Origin of the sequence: Alteracholeplasma palmae J233 (assembly GCF_000968055.1) — a bacterium.
Taxonomy (GTDB): Bacteria; Bacillota_I; Bacilli_A; order Acholeplasmatales; family Acholeplasmataceae; genus Alteracholeplasma; species Alteracholeplasma palmae.
The window spans coordinates 39,866-58,135 of the sequence record NC_022538.1; the positions used below are offsets into that span (position 1 = coordinate 39,866).

At 28.5% G+C, this 18,270-nt stretch carries 9 protein-coding genes; all 9 read left to right on the forward strand.

The window, feature by feature from the left end; translation table 11 throughout:
* Window positions 1–40 precede the first annotated feature (40 nt).
* The 9 genes from BN854_RS00155 (at window position 41) to BN854_RS00195 (ending at window position 18,210) form a co-directional block, all read left to right on the forward strand.
* On the forward strand, window positions 41–868 hold the full coding sequence (locus BN854_RS00155; RefSeq protein ID WP_026653934.1) for a DNA adenine methylase: 828 nt from the start codon (window positions 41–43) through the stop codon (window positions 866–868).
* A complete protein-coding gene (locus BN854_RS00160) occupies window positions 861–1,619 on the forward strand; it encodes a DNA-methyltransferase (RefSeq protein ID WP_026653942.1) in 759 nt (252 codons plus the stop codon). The genes BN854_RS00155 and BN854_RS00160 overlap by 8 nt, the downstream gene beginning before the upstream one ends.
* Window positions 1,620–1,624: 5 nt before the next feature.
* Entirely contained in the window at window positions 1,625–2,491 is an 867-nt protein-coding gene (locus BN854_RS00165) for a type II restriction endonuclease (RefSeq protein ID WP_026653949.1), read from the forward strand.
* A gap of 35 nt (window positions 2,492–2,526) precedes the next feature.
* Window positions 2,527–2,790 (forward strand): hypothetical protein, encoded by a 264-nt coding sequence (locus tag BN854_RS00170; RefSeq protein ID WP_026653958.1) that lies wholly within the window; start codon window positions 2,527–2,529, stop codon window positions 2,788–2,790.
* 94 nt (window positions 2,791–2,884) lie between these two features.
* Window positions 2,885–3,493, forward strand: coding sequence for a GIY-YIG nuclease family protein (locus tag BN854_RS00175; protein WP_026653965.1), 609 nt, complete (start codon window positions 2,885–2,887; stop codon window positions 3,491–3,493).
* 97 nt (window positions 3,494–3,590) lie between these two features.
* Window positions 3,591–5,240 (forward strand): DUF262 domain-containing protein, encoded by a 1,650-nt coding sequence (locus tag BN854_RS00180; protein WP_026653970.1) that lies wholly within the window; start codon window positions 3,591–3,593, stop codon window positions 5,238–5,240.
* A 661-nt stretch (window positions 5,241–5,901) separates the two neighbouring features.
* Window positions 5,902–15,576 (forward strand): InlB B-repeat-containing protein, encoded by a 9,675-nt coding sequence (locus BN854_RS00185; protein ID WP_026653979.1) that lies wholly within the window; start codon window positions 5,902–5,904, stop codon window positions 15,574–15,576.
* Between the two features lie 154 nt (window positions 15,577–15,730).
* Window positions 15,731–17,029: an ATP-binding protein gene (locus BN854_RS00190; RefSeq protein ID WP_026653987.1), complete on the forward strand. Its 1,299-nt coding sequence runs from the start codon at window positions 15,731–15,733 to the stop codon at window positions 17,027–17,029.
* Window positions 17,030–17,346: 317 nt separating this feature from the next.
* On the forward strand, window positions 17,347–18,210 hold the full coding sequence (locus BN854_RS00195; RefSeq protein ID WP_026653995.1) for a GIY-YIG nuclease family protein: 864 nt from the start codon (window positions 17,347–17,349) through the stop codon (window positions 18,208–18,210).
* The last annotated feature ends 60 nt before the right edge of the window (window positions 18,211–18,270 follow it).

The following is an 18,270-nucleotide window of genomic DNA, read 5'->3' on the forward strand; positions in this document are numbered from 1 at the left end:
GTACCTTATAGGAATATTTTTTAATCTAGAAAGAGGCATTATGAATCCAGTATTAAAGTGGGTTGGCGGAAAAAGACAGTTATTACCTAAGATAGTAGAGCTCATGCCAAAAGAATATAATCGTTATTATGAACCATTTGTTGGTGGCGGTGCCTTACTGTTTGAAGTTTTACCAAAGGTTGCTGTTATAAACGATATGAACTCAGAATTAATTAATCTTTATGAGGTCTTAAGTAATGACAAGGATTATAAAGAATTTATTCAATACTTAGATCTACATGAACTTAATCATTCTAAAGAATATTATTATGAGATTAGAGAGATGGATAGAGATGATAATTTTTCTCAACTATCTAAAGCGATACGAGCAGCTAGAGTAGTGTATTTAAATAAAGCCGGATTTAATGGACTTTACAGAGTCAACTCAAAAGGTTACTTTAATGTTCCTTTTGGTAAAAAAGATAAAGTATCTATCTATTCAAAAGACAACTTAGAATCAGTACATGAATATTTATCTAATAATAAAATAGATATTAGAAATATAGATTTTGAAGCATCTGTTAATGATGCTAAAGAAAATGACTTTGTCTACTTTGATCCACCTTATGATCCATGGGAAGAAAAGAACTCATTTACATCATACACTCAATTTGATTTTACTAAAGAAGACCAAGTAAGGCTCTTTAATGTTTTTAAAGCCCTTGATAAAAAGGGAGTGAAAGTCATGCTTAGCAATCATTATACTGATTTTATAAAGGATTTATACAAAGACTATAGAATAACTGTGGTTCCTGCTAAAAGGCTTGTAAACTCAAAATCTAGTGGACGTGGTGATGTTTTAGAAGTCTTAATTACTAACTATGAATAAACCATACTACTTAAATAATTCTTTTTCGCTATATCATGGTGATTCACTAAAAATATTAAAGTTTATAGAAGAAAAGTCTATTGATATGATATTTGCAGATCCACCCTATTTTTTATCTAACGATGGTATAACATGTCAAGGTGGAAAAATGGTTTCTGTTAATAAAGGTTCTTGGGATAAAACAGAAATGGATGTAACTGAAAAACTTGAGTTTAATAGAAATTGGATTAGGCTTTGTAAAGCAGTTTTGAAAGATAATGGAACAATATTTATATCAGGGACATTTCATAATATATATATTATTGGATACGCATTAGAATTAGAAGGATTTGAAATCATCAATAATATAGTTTGGAGAAAACTAAATCCGCCACCACACTTAGCTAAAAAAGCTTTTACTCACTCTACAGAAACAATACTATGGGCTAGAAAAAAAGGCTTTAAAAATAAATTTAATTATGATTTGATGAAAGAAATTAATAGCGGTAAACAAATGAAAGATGTTTGGGAATTTAGTTTAACCAAGCCTAGTGAGAAAAAAGAAGGAAAACATCCAACACAAAAACCGATCGCTCTATTAGAAAGAATGATACTTGCCTCAACTAGTGAATCTGACCTCATATTAGATCCATTTAATGGAAGTGGGACAACAGGGGTTGCAGCTAACAAACTAAAAAGAAAGTATATTGGTATCGATATGGATAGTAACTATTTAGATTTAACAATTAGAAGATATGAGAAAGGGATTTAAGTCAAATGGAAAATAGAAGTTTTGACAAATTAATAAACGGGTTAAAAAGTACAATTACATCATATGATTATTATGTGAACTTTGATAAAGTATTTAAAGAAGTCAAAGATGTTAAATATAATTTAAATGTTCTAAATATTTTAATAGGTGAAGATAATTTTGCTGAAGAATTTAAAAAAATGCTTGTTAAGAATCCTGATGTAGTAGGAGTATTACCGATTCTTTTAGCAGTAAGAGATAAACAATTAGATATTCTAGATAATAATGTTGTTATAACATATGACTTTAAAGAAAACATGGATGCAAAATATTATCTAGATTTCATATATAAAACAAGACTTATAGAATTATTTAGTGACTATGGTATAAAAAATCTTGTTGACTATGTAACAGGGATAGAAGTTGGCTTAGATACTAACGGCAGAAAAAATAGAAGTGGGAGTGCCATGGGATTAACAGTCCAAAGAATCATTTCTAATATAAGTAATATCAAATGGGAAAAAGAAGCAACCCAACAAAAGATTAAAGATACACTTGGAATAGAAATTAAAGAAGAGTATTTTGAATACACTGGAAACAAACGTTTTGATTTTGTTATTAAAAACGATAACGGTCATCTTTTTTTAATAGAAACTAATTATTACCGCACAACAGGATCTAAACTTAATGAAACATCTAGAAGTTATATTAAACTAGCAGAGAATTTAAAACATATTCCAGAAGTAACATTCATTTGGATTACTGATGGATTAGGCTGGCTAAAAACTAAAAACAATTTAAAAGAAGCATACAATAAGATTCAATATGTATTTAATATAAGTGATTTAGAAAACGGATTATTAGAACAACTCATTTTGGAAAAGAAAAAATAGCCTTAATTGTGTATAATAATAGTTGAGGTAATGATATGAAAAAATTCAACTTATTAGAATACACACAAGAAGTCATAGAAAAACTAGATAAAGAAAACTTATATATTACACATCTAACCATCGCATATAAAGTAGTTAACTATTATAATAACAATATAGATGATGTAAAAAAACTTTCAAATGCTACATTTAATCAAATCGTTGAGCAAGTATATGAAGAATATATGGATAATGATAATAGAGATATCTTAGATGAAATCATAGAAAATATTCTGAATAAAGACGAGTCCTTTAGTTAATAAAGGGCTTTTTTCTTTGTAAAATGATAAATATTTGACATAATTCTAAAAATATGATCTAATTAAAATAAACAGATGAAAGAAGGTTAAGTTTGTGAATGGTGAGATAAATTTGAAGGGATGGAATCAAATTATATTTAACCTTATTGTCAATAAATTTCAAAACACTAAATTTACAACAAGTGACATCTACAGATACATACCAGAATTTAAAAAAGTCTATCCAAACAATAATTATATTGAAGAAAAGATAAGACAGACATTACAAAAATTAAGGGATAAAAAAATAGTGAAGTTTATTGATAAAGGGATATGTCAATTAATTCCAGAATACAAAAAAGAAACAGTTGAAGCAAAGGAAAAGAAAAACACAAGAGATTTTGTATATCTTATGTCCAATGAATCAATCCCAGGGTGGATCAAAATAGGAAGAACAAACTCTATAACTAAAAGAGTTAGACAGTTAAATACTGGAGCACCTCTTCCTTTTATTGTTGAAAAAACAATAGAAACACATTCAGCATATGATTCTCTAACTTTGGAAAAAACAATACATGCAATGATAGATACAATTAACCCAAATGTTAGAAAAAACACTGCAGCTAGTAAAAGAGAGTTTTTTATGTTAACAATCGATCAAGCAATTAAAATATTTGATTTAGTAGTAAAAATTAATCAAACAGAAATAAATAAAAACATATAGGGAGATAATTTATGGAGAAGAAATATATTTTTAGAGACTATACATATAGTCAATTAAAGAACAATATAAACATGCCGAGTTTTCAAAGAAGAATGGTTTGGAATTTAAAACAAAAAAAGAATTTATTGAAAGTGTTCTAATAGGTGATCCGTTTGGTGTTTTGCTGCTTTATAGTAAATTAGGCAGTAATAAGCATAGCGTTATTGATGGACTTCAAAGATTTACAACCTTAAAAGATTTTGATAAGAACCCATTTGCGTATATTACAATTGATGAGACAAACTACCCAGAGTTACTAGAAATAGCTGATAAAATTGTTTCTTATTATAACGATCAAGAAATCAGTGTTATTTTAAAAGAAGTCAAAAGATGTTTTAGTACAGTTATTAGAGATAAACAGGATTTTATTAATAGTAACAAGTTTGCTGATAGATTGATTAAAGAATTATTAAGAACATATCCAGGATTGGAGAACACACCTCAATACCATCAAATTTATACTAAAATAATTCTATTATGGAATAACTTAGAAAAAGTAATAAATCTAGATTCGCTTGAAATACCTGTAATTCTTTTTACAGGCGATGAATCAGAACTTCCATCTATCTTTGAAAAGCTTAATCAAGGTGGGACTAAGCTTTCTAAATATGAAGTATTTGCCTCATCATGGGATGGAACTATTTTAAAAGGTGTGGATAGGGAAATAACTAAAAGAGTAGAGGCAAGATACAAAAAAATTATCGAAGAAACAGAATTAGAAATAGAAAACTATAACGAAGGTTCAATAAAAGGAGAAGGAAAGGTTACTTTGTATGAATATTGCCTAGCAATGGGGAAAATTCTTACAGAAGAATTGAAAGATATATTTCCATCTAAAAAGTATGATGATTCTGTAATAGATACGATTGGTTTCGCATCTCTTATAACATTTTTAGGAATGCATTTGAAAAATATGAATAAACTAGACAAGTTTATTAATGATAAAATTAAACCAAGCAATTTAGATAATTTTAAAAATCTCATTATAAGAAGTTTTAAAGAAGTAATTGCCATACTTAAGCCTTATATATCGATCTACTCTAAATACATAGAAGCTCAAATGCTTTCTATTGCGTATACATGGTTTAAAATTCATTATGAATTAGATATAGATACATTAGAAATAACAAATAAAAAAGATACTATGAATAACCTAAGATTGTTTACTAAGTATATGCCATATAGATACTTAAATGATATTATTAGAAGCGAATGGTCTGGTCATGGAGATAATACATTAAATGAAATTATAAATCAGGATTTAAATAGAAATAGATATTTAATACCTATTCCAGAAGATACATGGCAACAAAATATTAAAGATTGGATAGAAACGCAATCTAACAAACCCCTTAAAACATTTACTAGTGATTCAAAATTATTCTATTTATTTGCTACAAAAAAATATAGAACTAATGATGAACAAAAATATATTATAACCCATATTATTCCTAAGTATGTTGTAGAAAAAATAGCAGGAAACATATCAATGAGTCCTGTAGGAAATCTATATTTACTACCAGAAAAAGACAAAGCACATAAGTATGATATTTTATACAAAGCAAAACGATCAGTAGAAGGATATGAATACCCAAATAAGGAACAAGTTCAATGGGTAATTGATGAAAATTACAGTTTAAATAAATATGAACAATTCTTAGAAGAAAGAAACAAATTTTTAATCAATGAATTTTTAAAACAGTTATAAATAGATAAGGTAGAGTGCATATGCACTTTACCTTTTTAAATATAAAAATGAGGATAAATAAACACAACGAATTGGAAATGTATGAAAACGAAGTGTTATCAATCTATTAAACTGAATCGAATACAGGATAGTAAGAGACTTAATAAAAGTCTTTTTTTTATGCAATTTAATTGATTATCATTTTAAAAAAAAGCATATGTATCAATGAATTAACACATAAATATGTAATATATGAAGCATATTAGTTTACAATTTTACAGTTAAAGACTAAAATGCAATTATGAAACATATAAATATGTGAATAATAACAAAATAAAAATACCTACCCATTATCAAAAACAACACTTTTTATAACCTGACATAAATGATAATGGTTAAACAAAAATATAACTTAAATGATAACCCTCTAATAGCTATTTTAACACCAAAGACAATGGTATCAAAAAATCGATTAAATGGCTTAACAAAAGCGTTAAACTTGTCTAAATTATCATAATATGCTATATTTTATATGCCTAAATGGCGCTTAATTTTGATTCTTTAAATTTAAAAAATAATATAAAAGAAGAAAGGAATTTAAACTATGTTAAGGAAAAATAAGAATTTAGTTTTTTTAAGTCTACTAGTGTTTTTTATGTCTATATTAGTGGTGTTGTATTTTATGACACAAAGGCCAATAGCTAGTAGTCAAGAAAGTGTTGAAGCCGAAAGTAAAGATTATGAGCCAGCAAACACTCAATTATTGGCAACCTCTCATCTATTTACTGCATATGACAGTAAAGGAGTTAGGACATACCAAGGTAATGTCTTTCAATATGCAATTAATAATGCAAAAACGGGGGGGCGAATTGATTTTATTAAGGGGTACAGCATTACTACGAAGTTGACTTTTAAAATTGGTTATAGCCTAACGATTAATTTTAACGGATCTACCTATGTTAACAATACATCTCAGAACTTTATTGAACTCACCTCGGGAACACTAACACTTAATGGAGGCGGAGGTTTCACAAATAATGGAAGTGGACCAGCAATAAAAATCACTGGTGGAAAAGACTGGAGACCGGTAGTTAATCTAAATAACGCAAAATTAAAAACTAATGGTCAGCACGCGCTTTATATTGATGGAGGTCGTGCTATCATCAATAATTCGACAGTAGAAGGTAACAATTATAGTGTTTGGATAGTTATGCCTAACGGGGCAAATAATTTACCGGAATTAACTGTAAAGGGAAACTCAGTTGTCTATGGTATTTATTCAGGGGCTACAAATTCAAAATTTGGTGGTAATATCTATATTCAAGGCGGAGCAATTAGAAAAGGTAGAGACGCTACTCGTGCAATTCAAAGTGGAAACACTACTAATTACTACATCACAGGTGGAAGTTTTTATGGAACAGCCTCTGATATCACTTACTTTAATGGATTAAACAAAAATAGTAGTCAATACAGATTAGTATCTTCAGGATCAAATTATTCAACAATGAAAAGATACTCACAACCCAAATTTGATTTAATGGGTGGTAAGTTTGTAGGATACACCCCACCAGCATATCACTACTATGGAGATGTCTATAACTTTGCGAATGCAAATCAAATAGAATATAGAAAAGGTAGTGGTATAAAGTTTGCAGGATGGTATAAGGATAAAGCATATACTCAAGGATCATATACTCATAGACTAGCAACTGCGACGACTAATGACACATATTATGCAAGATATACTTATACAGTAGAATTTGACAAAAATGGTTCAACTGAAAACCCAGTTAAAGGGAATAACTTCACGCGTACATTCAACGCTGGAAATGGCGTTTATAATAGTATGCCAACACATACATTAACAAGACCAGGTTATAAATTTATGGGATGGTCAAGATCAAAAACAGGTGCTGCAACTTGGAAACCTGGTACAGCTATGAACTATGATGCGAATGTTGTTAATGGAAAAGTAACGCTTTATGCAGTTTGGGAACCAGAATTACTAAAGAGTAATTATGCAGTTCAATACTTTTTTGAAAGGCTTGATGGAACATATTTCCATGATACAACAAGAAATACAAGATTTAATTCAACAGCAGGGAATATTAGTGATCCAAGTTTTGCATCATTTACTGGACATACTATCAGTAATAAACAAGAACATATCAATTTAAGGAAAGTTGTCGTTAGAGGTGATAACACATCAGTTGTAAAACTTTACTATAACTTAAATAGATATACAGTGAAGTTTAAAGATGCCTTAGGCAATGATTATGGTGATCTTCAGACAATTAAATATGGTGGAAGTGCAATTGCACCAGAGACTCCGCCTATAAAATTTGGTTATGATTTTTTAAGATGGGATCAATCCTTTAATTCTATAACAAAAGATTTAGAAATTAAACCTATCTATAGCCCTAAAAAAATGAATTTCCGATTTAATCATCAAACAGGGGATGATGCATTTACAAACATCAGTCAAATTTTTGACAACCAAATTATATTTCCTAAATCAATCGCCTATTCAGGAAAGATATTTTTAGGCTGGTTTGATGAAAATGGTAAGCAATACAATGAAAATGATATAGTTAATGTTGAATCTGACTTAAGTTTAACAGCTAAATGGAAAAGTGGTAAACCTGGAAATAAAATTATACTTAAACAACTCACTGACACAAGACTTATTTTTAGTAATTATGCAAACTATGAATACAGACTAGAAGAAATAGGATCTTCAGTAGGGGAATACTATGATTGGACACTAGGCAATGCAAAAAGTTTTTCAAATTTAAAACCTAACACAGAATACAAACTGTTTGTTAGAATTCCAGGGGCAACTAATTTTGATCCTTCTGATCAAATTGAAGTGGGTACCTTTAGAACTTTAATAAACTTTGATATTAAATTTGAACATGCAACAGATACTCAAATTTTCATTAAAGTACCAACTTTAAATATGAGATATGGACTTAAAAATCCAGAAGGAAAAGCCTTTGGATATACTAATTATGTTAAAAATGAAGATAATACATATACTTTAGAATACTCTGGTCTTAACCCAAATACAGTTTACAGTTTGGAATATCAAACAGAAAAAGGATTTGAAGCATCGCTTAATTATGACTCTCATAAAGTAGTTTTTAACAAAGAACTTAAAACACTGGAAAGTGCAGTAGCGTTTGTTGGAGATAACAATATTACAATAATATCTAATGAAAATGGTGTAGTTGTGATTGGAGAAAACCTTAATGAGACTTATGAATATCGTTTAGGTAGCGGACAGTGGATGAAACCAACTGATGGTAGAGTTACTTTTAATCATGCAAATAAAGAAATTGAAGGTAACATCTATGTTAGAAATATGCAAACAGAAACACATGCAGCATCACTTCCGGCAATCACTCAAACAGATTCTACTAAAAATTCAGCCGTAGAATTAACAGAAGAAGAACGTACACATTTAAGAGAAAGTCATGATGATGATAATTACCGAGTAACTGCTAAACCTGGATACATATATAGTGTAGGGGATAAAATTACTAATGTGGATACTAATGGCTTTATCATATACGCTAAAAATACACAATTACTCATACAAAGAGATCAAACTACTTTATATGAACAAAGCAACATAGCTCCAATTATTTCATTTGAAAGACCTAATTTAACAGATGATGAGCGTAATATAGACCTTCGTTTAGTAGAAGATGAACTTATCATGCAAGTAACAAATCCAAAAACTAATATTAGTTATCAGTTACGCGAAGAAGAAGGATCCACTGTTATTCAAGGTGTGATGGAAAATGGTATAATTTGGTTTAATGATTTAAAACCTGGGACAACTTACAATTTATGGGTTCAAAAAACATTAGAAAATAATCCATATAAATCAGAATATCGATATATTAAAAGTGAAACAACAGGGGTACAACCAATTATTATAGAAGAAGGAAGTGAATTTACACCGGCATTTAACTATAGTATTGGATATTCAAATGAAGAAAAGCATCAAGTGATTGTCCATACACAAATTGGTTATGACTATATGTATGAAAATCAAATTTACAAAGGTGATGGTAAAAACTGGATTATTAACCACCTTGAACCAGTCACAAATTATACATTCAAAGTCAGAATTAATGATAGCCAATATGTTTCTAATTACATGGACGTTATAGCACGTACGACAAAAATTCCAAAAGCATTCATTAATCCAATTGATCAAACAGTAGAATTAAAAATCACAGATGATCAAATAATAATACTTAATGCACTTTCAGGATATGAGTATGCAATTGTTGAAGATGGGAAAAATGTAGATGAAACTCATCTTGAATATATTTCTGGAAATGATGAATTGACATTCTATAATTTAAAACATGCAACTATGTATAAAATATATTCAAGAAAAATAGAAGATGACAAATCTGAAGCATCTCATCTTTATGCTGTAGAGATGAAAGAAGATGGAGTAACGCTTCAAACAGCCAAAACTAAAAAGTTAACAACACCAAAGGTTTTACTACCTACATCAGATGAAGTAAAAAACATTTTAGAAGGATTACGCGTTACTAACCAAAAAATCTTACTTTCAGCATATGAAAATTTTGAATATCTAATCATAAAGAATGGTGGTACAGTAGGTGAACACTCAGTTTGGGTGACGTCAATAGAATTAACAGAACTTAACATAGATGACATTTATGACCTTTATATAAGACGTGCTCAAACAGATACCGAAGAAGTATCAAAAGAATCATTTATTAGAGAAATTATTATTAATAAAGATGAACAAGAATTTGATGGAAAAGAAGTTATAATTGTTTCAGTTTTACATGATAAAGTATTTTTTAAACAAGAAATAGGTTATGATTATTCTATCGATCAAGAAAACTGGGTAACAGCTGAATATACAGGTAATCAAAGCTTTGATAACTTAAATCCAGTAACAACTTACCAAATATACATCAGACTAACTGAAACAGAAAACAAGCTTCCTTCTAATGATTTCTCAGGAGCTTCTTTTACAACGACTAAAATACCAACTAGTAGTGTTTCTATAGATTTAGATACATTTAAGATTGAACTTAAAGAAAAAACAGATACTAGACTATTATTTAGTATTGAAACACCTAAAAACGGATTAGTTTATGAATATAGTATCGATCAAACTAACTGGATAAGCACAGTTAATAATGAAACTTTATTTAACCAATTAAACCCATACACTATGTACAATATTTATGTGAGAAGTTTAGAAAATGATACACAAGAAATATCAAAACCATTTAACTTAGCAAGTGAACAAACACTAGCTCCTATTCCAACAAGAGAAAACAGTCTCCTAGATTTAGATATTACTGAAACTAGTATAGGATTTACCCTAGCTTATGGCTATGACTATAGAGTAGAAGCAGATGGTGAGGATACATGGTTTAATAGATTAGGAATGATGTATTATCAAAAAGATGAACTTACTGAAGGTCAAGCAATAACTATTATTGTTAGACGTGAAGGAACAGATGAAGCATATTCATTTGAAATCATGGTTAGAAGAAAAGGATTAATTCCAGAAGATTTCAATGTTCAATTAGTTGGAGAACCTACAGATATTAGTATTACAATTGATGTAGATTCAGAATATGCGTATGCTATTAAAGAAAAAAACAGCGAGCAAGAATTAAACTACATCACTTTTACTGAAAGTGGCAGTCATACATTTACAGAACTGCAAGCTTTTACGGATTATGAAATATATGTTAAAAAACTAGCAACAGATGAAACAACAGAATCACTAGAAAAAATGGCTTTAGAAGTAAAAACAGATAAAGTACCTGCTGAAAAGAGAAAGCCACTTTCAATTGTCGAACAACATATCGTTTTGACAGATGATAATAGAAATAAAGACCCATTTATTTTTACCGGTTATGAAGGACTTGAATATGCAATGGTTGATGAGGGAAGTGAGCCTCAAGAAAGTGATTGGAAACGAAGTAGTAATCACATCTATGAATTTAGCAATGTTAGAAATAAAATATTTTTTGTTAGAAGACATGAAACAGAAAATAAATACGCAGGAATATTTATTGAAGCTCCTCTTAGAGCAAGAGCAATCGCTCCTGATGAAGATTTGGCTAAAGTAAGAGTAGATAATTTTGACACAGGAAAAAATATTTTAGTTTATGGATTAGAAAATGCAGAATACTCACTAGATAATGAAACATGGTTAGCTGGTGAAAACATACTATTTGAAACAATCCCTAATACAGACTATATCATCTATGTTAGACGTACAGGAGAAAACCTTGTGCCATCTGAATCACGACAAGCAGTTATTTACAAAAAAATAAGAGATGATCATTACGAAGTTGAAGATGGGAAAGAAAATAACATTACAACACCAAAAGAATTTATTGTAATTAATAAAGAAAATGTCATGATTATTGGAATAAGTAGCACAGGATTTACTATTTTAGGTGAAGAAATCTATGAATACTCAATTGATGAGAATACATGGCTAAATGGATTAGAAATTACATTTACTGATGTTGATTTTACAAAAAATCCTAAAGTATTTATTCGTATTGCAGAAAACCATCAATTACAAAGATCAAATGCAGAAGAGGTTAAAGAAGTCCTTTTATATGACCCACAATATGTTGTTAATAAAGTAGAAAATATAACACATAATAAAATAACACTTCAAACAGATGATACGTATACATATGAATTTTTCTTAGATGGAATAAAAGGTACTAATGGAAGCTTAAGACCGAATAAGTCATACCAAATACATGCAGTATATAATAATGACTATCAATTGTATATATCAAAAAATCGTTTTATAGTATTTATCTCAAATGATGAAATTAATGATATATATGTAACAACAACTAAAATTCCAAAAGAATTAGTTATCCTTACAGATGAGGATAAGACAGTAAGCAAATACGGAGAAACTATACTACCTAAAGATGGCTTTGAAATGCTCTTAGTGACAAAAAATGAAACAGTGACTGATGATATGGCAGGTCAATATGAAATCTATGAGTATGATAATACAACACATGACTTATATATTAGAAAACTAGAAACAGATGAAGCTTTCGCATCCAAATATGAAAAGGCAATTGTCAAACTATATCAAGAATCACCAGAAGGAAAATTTTATACGATAGGCCGTGTAGATTACAATAAAGTAGAACTTGAAAATACACAAGAAATCTATGAATACTCAGTAGATGGTATTAAATTCTATAGCGGAACTCCTAATACACTAGTTATAGATGGTCTTAACCCAAATACTGAATATCCAATTTATGTACGTGCAAAAGAAACTTTAACACATGCACCATCTAATGCAATATTAGTATCAAAATTTATAACAAATAATGAAACTATTACAGAAAAAGAATTAAGAGAATATCTTGATACACTAGGATTTAATGATCTAAGTGTTTTTGAAAGTCTAATATTAGAGGCAATCGACATCAATTATCCAAAAAGTGATTACAATTCAATTAATGAGACAATTAATGCATATAAAGACTTAATTAAAGATAAAGCATTTGAAGCAAGAAAACAAGAAGTTTCAAAAGAATTAACAGACTATGCTAACTTATTTGGAGATAATCTTGAAGCTGCTCAAAACATTATTAATGAACAAGTGAACAAAGTTGATTCTAATAACTACTTAGACTTAGAAGAAATCAAACAAATAATTAATGAAGGTAAAAAAGAAATCGATGCACTCTTATTAGAAGAAAGTATTTTAAAAGCTATTTCAAAATTTGAAACAATTAAAAATGACCTTAGCCCAACAGATGCATCAATGGATCAAATATTTGAAAAAGGATATCAAATTCTTAAAGACGCAAAATCTCTAGAAGAATTAAAAATAGCAGAAGAAGCATTTGAAAACGAAATTCAAACTAAAAATAATGAATATGCAGAAGATAAGAAAGATCAAATTAAAGAAGAGATTAAAAAAGAACTAGAAGAAAAAAATATTATTATCACACCAGAAATAGAAACGATCATCAATGAAAAGTTAGATGAGATTAATGGTGATAATTATAAAAATAATGAATTAATGGAGGAAATAAAAGAATCAATTAAAGAAAACATTGAAGAACACCAACTCAATGAATATAAACAAGAGGTTATCAAAAAAGCACAAGAACTTCAAAAAGAAGATGCAAGTGAATCATTTAATGAAGCGATTCAAGAATCAATTAAGGCAATCCAAGATGCTTTAAGTAAAGATCAAGCAGATGCTTTATTCAATGAATTAAAAGAAACTTTAGAATCAATTGAAAACAATGAACAAGCAGAAGATAAGAAAGATCAAATTAAAGAAGAGATTAAAAAAGAACTAGAAGAAAAAAATATTATTATCACACCAGAAATAGAAACAATCATCAATGAAAAGTTAGATGAGATTAATGGAGATAATTATACTGATGATGCTCTACTAGAAAAAATTATAGAAACTATTAAACTTAATACACATATCTATGATGGTAAAGAAGAATTTAAAAAGTATATAGGTCTTTTAAAAGAACAAAACGGAGAATTATTTACTAAAGTAGTTGGAGAGTCATTAGATTATATTGATAACTCAAAAAATATTGATGAAATAAAAATACGTGTTGAAACAGCTAAAAATCAAGCAACGCTTGCCTATATTTCTGATTTCATTCAAGAAAGCACACAATTAGAGATAGAAAATATAAAAGTAAAAGAAATAAAAGAAACATTAGCTAATCATTTAATAGGATTAGATAATGCTAATAAAGTCTTAGCTTTAGATACAACAATAAAAGAATTGTCATATTTAAATGAACAACTAGAAGTAATTGAATCATTTCACAAGCATTATAATTTATTACTTACAAACAATCGATATAAGGCAAACAGAAAAAATGATTTAAAAGAAATATATGAAACATACTTAGAATTGTTAAATCAAAGTAAAGGTATATCTACCTTAAATACTGTATTTTCTGAAGGTAAAATAGAACTTGAGAAAATTAATCCATACGCAATCAGTGAGCATGGAATTATCCCAGGAGAAAGTCTACCAGAATTAGATGATACAACTGATATGATTAAAGGTGGCATCACAAATGATGAAGGGCTTAAATCAACATATAAAATGGTAGTTAAAAATCAGACAGACCAGGCACTCATAGAAGCCTTCAAAAAAGCCTTACAAGAAGGTAAAATCAATTTACCTGAAGGAATCAATTTAGAACAAATCATTAAGCAATCAATAGGTAAATCTTTAGACATATACTTAGATAATCAAGGACAAAAAGTAACAGAATTTATTGGTAGTTATAAAGTATCATTATTAATACCTACTGAAATTAGGGAGTATTTAAACTTACGTGTTGTACATTATACAAATGGTATATTTGAGGTAATTGAACCTCAAAGAGAATCAAATTATCTTACCTTTGAAACAACATCATTTAGTCCATACTTTATTATCGGTGATAAACCACAAGAAGAACGCGTTAATTTATGGTGGGCAATTGGCATTGAAATTGTAATTATTTTAGTTCAAGCGTTAATTATTACTAGAATGGTTCAAAAACGCAAGAATAATAAAAAAATAATGAGCATTTCACCTGTAGTCTTACTAACAACATTACCTATAAACGCAATACCAGTCATTATCATACTAGGAGTTATTATTCTGATTTTAATGTTTGTAATAATATACATAGCACTTATATTTAAAAGAAAAGAGGATATTGTTACTGAAGAAAAAAATATTCATATTATCAATCAAACTATAGATATAGAAGAAATCAAAGAAGAACCAAAAACTACGATAATAGATATTAAAAAGAAATTTATACTCTATAAAAAGAGCTATGAAGCAAGGTTGATCCAGTCACCAGAAGAAACACAACTAAGATATTCAGATATTAAGAATCATCTTTTAAGTTATAAAATGATTTCAAGCAGAATGACATGGAATCAAGAAAGCTTTGTTTCAGGTAAGAACTTGTTAGTTAAAATAGTAATGAGTGAAACAACATTTACTGTGTTTTATGCATTAACCCCTGAACAAGTAGAGGATCCTAAATATAAATATATTTATGAAACTCAAACTAAAAAGCATTTAACAACACCACTAAGAATTAGAGTCAAAGGACCAAGAGGTGTTAAATATGCTAAAGAACTAATTGATATACTAATGAAAACTAAAGACTATGAACAATCTAATATCCCTAAAAAAGATTATAGAAGAAAGTATCAAACAAACGAAGAACTTGTTAATAAAGGTTTAGTTCGTAAAGTAGATAGTGATAAAGCATTAGAAGAAATTGTAGAATCATAAATAAAAATAAAAAGACTGTAAACTATGAGGTTTAACTGACTTCATAGATTTACAGTTTTTTACTATTTAATTACTATTAAGCAATATAATTACATTTATTCGTTCCAATAAATGTAATAAAATGGTATAATCTAGTAAAAGGAGTGTGTTAGTAATGAAAAGATTAATCATTAACAAGCTAAATGACTGGAAAAATAGTGGTGCTAAAAAACCATTAATTATCAATGGGGCCAGACAAATAGGAAAAACCTATACAATGATTGAATTCGCTAGAAACCAATATGATAACTATATATACCTTAACTTCGAATCTGATAGTTCACTAGATTCAATATTTGAGCGCGATTATAACATATCAAGAATTATAACTGAACTAGAAGCTTTATATGGTAAACAAATTATAGAAGAAAGAACATTAATTATCTTTGATGAGATTCAAGCTTCTAAACATGCATTAACAACCCTAAAATATTTTAATGAAAACAATTCATCATATCATGTTATATCAGCTGGATCATTATTAGGAGTTGCCCTTAATAAGAATAAAATATCTTTTCCTGTTGGAAAAGTAGATATGATTGATATGTATCCACTTAATTTTAAAGAATTCTTATTAGCTTTAAACGAAAACCAATTATTATCTCAAATTGAAAAATCATTTATAACTAATACCCCTTTATCAAAAGCATTACATGAAAAGGCCCTTGATTTAGTCTCTCAATTTTTAGTAGTTGGAGGAATGCCGGAAGCAGTTAGTAATTATGTATTAAATAAAGACTATGATCTTGTTAGGGTCATTCAAAAAGGGATTAATGCATCTTATTCATCTGACATGAGTAAATATAGTACAGACGTAGAAACAATCAAAACTAAAGCAGTATATGACTCCATACCATCACAATTAGCAAAAGAGAATAAGAAATTCCAATATAATATGATCAAAAGTGGAGCACGGGCTTCGCAGTATGAAGCATCATTAGAATGGTTAGATAAATCTGGAATTATATACACTTGTTATAAAATAAATGAACCTAAACATCCTATTGAAATGAGCAAAAATATTACTTCATATAAAGTCTACTTATCTGATGTTGGACTTTTAACAGCTAAAATAAATCTTAATCATAATATTATTTTAGGTAATCAAGAAATGTTATCAAGTACTGCTAAAGGCGCTATATATGAAAATTATGTTGCTACAGAGTTGAAGATGAAAAACTATAACTTATATTATTATGAATCAGAAGGTAAGTCAGAAATAGATTTTATTATTCAAAAAGAAGGTTTAATTCTTCCAGTTGAAGTTAAATCAAGCGATAATGTTAAAGCTAAAAGTTTATTAGTATATACGAATAGATTTAAGCCAGAATACAGCATTAAAGTTACAAGTAAGAATTTTGGTTTTGAAAATGGAATAAAAAATATTCCACACTACGCTTTGTTTAATATATAAAAAATAGAATATGAAAGAGGAATGTAATATGTATAAAAATAACACTTTTGAAGTAAATAATGTTAAGTATAAAATAGATTTAAGCTCTAAATATCCTAGATTGATTGAGGAAAAACAGGAAAAGTTCCAGAAAATCAAAAAGGTGTCTGTCGAGATTGGTTAAGCCTTAAAGGGTATGATTTACCAACAGATGCGATAGTATTTAATACTCATACTGCAATTGAATTAATCTGCAAAATACTAAATGGTTGCGAGTTAACAGAAAAAGAAAAATCAATTAAAACAATATAATTCAGTTAAAGAGATAGAGGCAAAGTATGGGAATCAAATTAAATCAACTTTTAGGTTTAACAAAAGAAGAAATTAAAAATTCAAAAATAAATCTTAATATGACAAGCGAAAAAAGAGAATGCCTAGACTTATGGTTAAAGAATAAAGATGTTTCCTTTTCTTATTGGTCACATCAATCAGGAAGAAAAAACTATCAAGAAGGAAATTATTCATTTGGCTTTGTAAGATTAGGAAATAATAAGTGGCTTTTGATAACAGCATCAGTTATTACAAAAGTTCCTGATAATCCTAACGGTGGACATTGTGAATATTCAATTATAGACAAATATAGACCGCTATTTGGAAGACTTATCATTAACTTAGAAAAAGGTAACAAATATGCAAGGTATGTTTTTAAACTAGATACGTTTATTGATAATGCAGAAGTAGACCAGATTTTACAAGTAGAATACGGAGCCATTCCATTTGTGGGGTATCAAAATATAAATCTTAATTTTTTAGAGTTAAAAAGATATATCGATCTAGAAAGTTGGAAAGCAGCATTAAGTGCTGTTAATGCAATCTATCTTATTAGTGACAGAAGTAATGGAAAAAGATATGTTGGATCTGCATATGGAACACAAGGGCTTTATGGCAAATGGAAAGAGTATTTAGAAAATGGATATTCAGAATTTGAATTAGGTAATGATAGTAGATTTCCAAATAAAAAACTAAAAGAAATCGCTAAAGATAGTTTAAGAGGAATGACATATATTGAAGCTAATTTCTCTTTTTCAATTTTAGAAACAATACCCAAAAACTATTTACCCGAAGATGTTATTAAAAGGGAAAATTACTATAAAGAAGTACTTCAAACAAGAAATGATTTATATGGGTATAACGCTAACTGAATCAAGAATAATATAGCATTCTATCAAATAGATAGAGAACTGTTACTATTCTATTTTTAT

Bases quoted from the DNA above. Each gene is read 5' to 3' on its own strand.
- BN854_RS00155 (WP_026653934.1), top strand. From the start codon at position 41: ATGAATCCAGTATTAAAGTGGGTTGGCGGAAAAAGACAGTTATTACCT.
- BN854_RS00160 (WP_026653942.1), top strand. From the start codon at position 861: ATGAATAAACCATACTACTTAAATAATTCTTTTTCGCTATATCATGGT.
- BN854_RS00165 (WP_026653949.1), top strand. From the start codon at position 1,625: ATGGAAAATAGAAGTTTTGACAAATTAATAAACGGGTTAAAAAGTACA.
- BN854_RS00170 (WP_026653958.1), top strand. From the start codon at position 2,527: ATGAAAAAATTCAACTTATTAGAATACACACAAGAAGTCATAGAAAAA.
- BN854_RS00185 (WP_026653979.1), top strand. From the start codon at position 5,902: ATGACACAAAGGCCAATAGCTAGTAGTCAAGAAAGTGTTGAAGCCGAA.
- BN854_RS00190 (WP_026653987.1), top strand. From the start codon at position 15,731: ATGAAAAGATTAATCATTAACAAGCTAAATGACTGGAAAAATAGTGGT.
- BN854_RS00195 (WP_026653995.1), top strand. From the start codon at position 17,347: ATGGGAATCAAATTAAATCAACTTTTAGGTTTAACAAAAGAAGAAATT.